The sequence below is a fragment of the Pseudomonas californiensis genome (assembly GCF_021147775.1).
In the GTDB taxonomy this organism is placed as follows: Bacteria; Pseudomonadota; Gammaproteobacteria; order Pseudomonadales; family Pseudomonadaceae; genus Aquipseudomonas; species Aquipseudomonas californiensis.
Genome location: NZ_JAGTPK010000092.1, coordinates 1 through 3,347, shown reverse-complemented (window position 1 = coordinate 3,347; position 3,347 = coordinate 1). Strand labels below are relative to the sequence as shown.

The following is a 3,347-nucleotide window of genomic DNA, read 5'->3' as shown; positions in this document are numbered from 1 at the left end:
GCCATGTGTAAGCCTGTGCTGAGGAGGTATCGACTCGATTTCGGCTATGATAACCGATTTCAAAATCCCACAATTTGCAGCCGCAGGCTGCCCTGTTCAAGGAAGCCACTATCAATCTCTTAATATATTATTGGTTGAACTCTCCAACCTGAGCCGGGCCAAGGAAATTGCGGAGATCCGCTCCAGCTTCCAGCAGGGACGAATAGGTCAGCGGCGCGCGGCTCATAACGCCGAAAGAGCAGAGCATGGAACGATCGAAGACATGGTCAACTATTTTAAGGAGGCTCGACCTGTCATAGAATCACTGGGCTACGGGAATCCGTCGATGTGGTACGCCGCACACGACTACGGCGGCGGAATCGTGCCAGCATACCGATCATTCGAAGATTACTACGCAACAGCGCTTTCAAGCGGCCATACTGACGTTCACCTTAACAACTATTCTCGGTCTGATGAATAGCTGCGTTGGAGGTCGCGGGTGATCGTGGACACCAAGGGCTTCCCCATTGAGCACAAGCCCAATAGTTTCTGTTTGACTCCGCTACATGTGCCGGATCGACGGAAAGAAGGTGAAGGACTGCGGTACTACAAGGGGGTGTACGCCGGAACCCCCGAAAATTCCGTCGGAAAACATCATGAGAGTGGTTCCCGGCTGCTTGTGCTATCCGATACGGTTTTCCGTACATATTTGGCCGCTCAATCAAGCCGTTTTCGGCTTGGCGGTGTCGCTGCCGGAAAACAACTGTTTGGCGTCAATCCGCACCAGTACTGGCTTCCCGCCCATGACGGAAATTTCGGCGGTTCCGGCTTACAAGCCCAGCTACGATGCAAAACCGTATGTGAAAATGGGTGCGCCTTACTTTCAGATCAAGGACGTGCTGCGTTGGCACGGTATCCAGGCGTTCATTAGCAATTTTGGGCTCTCACGCGCTGGCTACGAGCTTGTTCACGCTGGTGATTTTCTTGTTCCAGACCATTTCGTAATGGCTTGATTGGATAATCGAATCAACATGTCGAGGGGTAGTCAGCGCCCAACAGGTATCGCCAGGCGAGCGAACGGAGCGATAGCGCAGACCCGAAGCTTTGGCCCTCCTCACTTCGCGGCCGAGCGCTCTTGAGGCGCTGTAATCGTTTGGAGCATAGATTGCGTCCGTCAGAGACAGCACAGTTGCGTCCAGTACACCCACCTCGTCGAATTCGCAGGTCAGACCACGGAATACGAAACGCTCGTAGTTCAGCCCTTGCACTTTGCTCCAGTACATTTCTTGGTGATGGCGTACTTCGGCGATGGCCGTATCCATGGAGGCAGCCAGGTAAAGCATGCCGAACGAGCCATCGCTGAAGCGGGAGCCGTCAGGGTTCACGTGTGTGAACGGCGCGGTGGCGTAGGAGCAGCCAGTGATGCCGAAAGGTATTTCGCTGCGAGGGATCAGGTTAAGGTCGCCTACCTCGTTCTGCAGACGGGGATTCGTCAGGGCCTGAACTTGGTAAAGGATATCGAACTCGTCAGCGCTGGCCACGTCATCGAACAAGGCGATCGGAGGAAACTTGGAGTTCACCAAGCGGTATGACTTGATGCTCCCTCCCCCGCGCAGCACATTCAGATCAGCAGCGCTTACCATTGGGCACCTCGCAACACGTCAATGCGACGGAAAGTCTCGTACAGGTTGATGAATGAGCCTGTGGACATGATTTCCAGCGGGGCTCTGCCATCAAAAAATTCGTTGTCGTTGGCCATTCGTGGAAAGCCATAGACGTTTTCTGGGTTGTCGAAGATTGTTCTCAGCGCACCATGTACGTTCAGGATAAGGCTGATACGTGCAATTTGATCATTATCCAAGCTCACGGAACGACCTTGATCCTTGGCGCGCGAGTAGGTGCTGCGTGATATACGAAGGGTGTTCTCGATATCCTTAGGTGTCGCTTTCCATCGCTCCATGATCGTCACTGCGGTGCGTAGTGCCACCGCGCCAACATCCTTGGTGGATGGTGCACGTGCAGTAGTCGATTGGCTCATTTTTACCACTCCCAGTTTATGTTCTGTAGATTACAATATACATCAATATGGTCTACAGATAAATTCGAGTAGTGGTTTCATGTATAGGAATTTCAATAATTCCTATACAGGGCAATGCGCCGAAAACGGCATCCTAGCCCTGATGCCAACGTTGCATTGATGCCGAGTAAAACGCTTTTTTACCCCTCATCGGTGTCTGAAAACGGGTCCATTGCGACTTTTCTGTACCTTTTCCATATTTTGGACGCACCTCTCCCGTATCAGGCCAGCACGTACCTCAATTGCGCGATGCTTTGAGCGTTGTTGATCAAGCCCTGCACCGTCAGGCCGGCGATGGCTGCGGTGTACACCATGCGTGCTCCGCACAGGACACAGCGGAACGGATCGACGTTTAAAAACGCTTTGGCCATCTGCGCAAAATAGAGCTTTGGCGCTTTGCCCCGCGTCTCCATCTTCAGGGCCTCATACACCCGTGGTAGCTGTCTGCCACAGACGCGGTTGGCCAGAAAACCGAAATACCGGATCATCCGGAAATGCTTTGGCGGAATGTGCTGGATCACCCGGCGCAGCATGTCCGTTTGACTCAGCGTCTCCTGCTGGTAGGTTTTGGTGCGGTGATCGAGGTAGGTAAAGCTCAAGGTCGCACTGTTGGTGTAGTGGGCTAATCGGCTGCCCGAAATGGGCGGTTTTTTCAGGTAGCGGCCCAGGTAATTGACGGTCTTTCGGCCGTTTTCCGTTTTCTTCGACAAGTGGATGTGCCAGTGCTGGCCACCGGCGTTGAGCACGAGGTGACGCCAGTCATTTTCGCTGTGCAGATGAGCACATTCAGGGGGGACGGTGAGGTGCTGCCACTGACTGAGCAGGTACTGGCGAACATTCCACATCCAGCGTCGACGCAAGGCTGATGGGTGGAACGACAGATTTTTCCAGACACCTGCGTCATCGATCCCTCCCAAGGTGACCGAGACATGGATGTGCGGATGCCAGTTGAGCCGCCGGCCGTAGGTGTGGATGGCGCAGAAAACACCCACCTCCACGCCCCGGCGTCGGCCCGCGTAGAGCAGGTTGTCGACGGCCAGGCGGCACAGCGCATCGAGTAAATGGCGGTGATGAAAGAACAACGGCCACAGGGTGTCAGGCAGCGTGAACACCAGGTGTTGCCAGGCCCAATTGGGCAAACGGTTCTGTTGATCAGCGATCCACTGATCGGTAGCCTTTTTGCCGCAGGAAGGTAAGCGTCCGGGCATCACGCCTTGCGTGATTAAATCGGTCGCCACTTATGCGGCAGCAACTGGTCGATTTCACTCGCCCGCTGAGTCGGCAGCCGCGT

At 54.4% G+C, this 3,347-nt stretch carries 4 protein-coding genes and 1 pseudogene; 2 read left to right on the top strand and 3 right to left on the bottom strand.

Annotated elements, in window-relative coordinates; all coding sequences use genetic code 11:
* Positions 1-46: 46 nt before the first annotated feature.
* Positions 47-460: a hypothetical protein gene (locus KDX37_RS28880; RefSeq protein WP_231656588.1), complete on the top strand. Its 414-nt coding sequence runs from the start codon at positions 47-49 to the stop codon at positions 458-460.
* A gap of 175 nt (positions 461-635) precedes the next feature.
* Complete coding sequence (locus tag KDX37_RS28875) at positions 636-992, top strand: hypothetical protein (protein ID WP_231656587.1); 357 nt, start codon at positions 636-638, stop codon at positions 990-992.
* Here KDX37_RS28875 and KDX37_RS28870 read toward each other — a convergent pair.
* The 3 genes and pseudogenes from KDX37_RS28870 to KDX37_RS28860 form a co-directional block, all read right to left on the bottom strand.
* A complete protein-coding gene (locus KDX37_RS28870; RefSeq protein ID WP_054987654.1) occupies positions 924-1,622 on the bottom strand; it encodes an RES family NAD+ phosphorylase in 699 nt (232 codons plus the stop codon). The two genes, KDX37_RS28875 and KDX37_RS28870, sit on opposite strands and share 69 nt — an antisense overlap.
* Entirely contained in the window at positions 1,616-2,017 is a 402-nt protein-coding gene (locus KDX37_RS28865; RefSeq protein WP_231656586.1) for an antitoxin Xre-like helix-turn-helix domain-containing protein, read from the bottom strand. The genes KDX37_RS28870 and KDX37_RS28865 overlap by 7 nt, the downstream gene beginning before the upstream one ends.
* Before the next feature lie 260 nt (positions 2,018-2,277).
* Positions 2,278-3,249: pseudogene (locus tag KDX37_RS28860) on the bottom strand (IS91 family transposase); the annotation flags it as partial.
* Positions 3,250-3,347 lie beyond the last annotated feature (98 nt).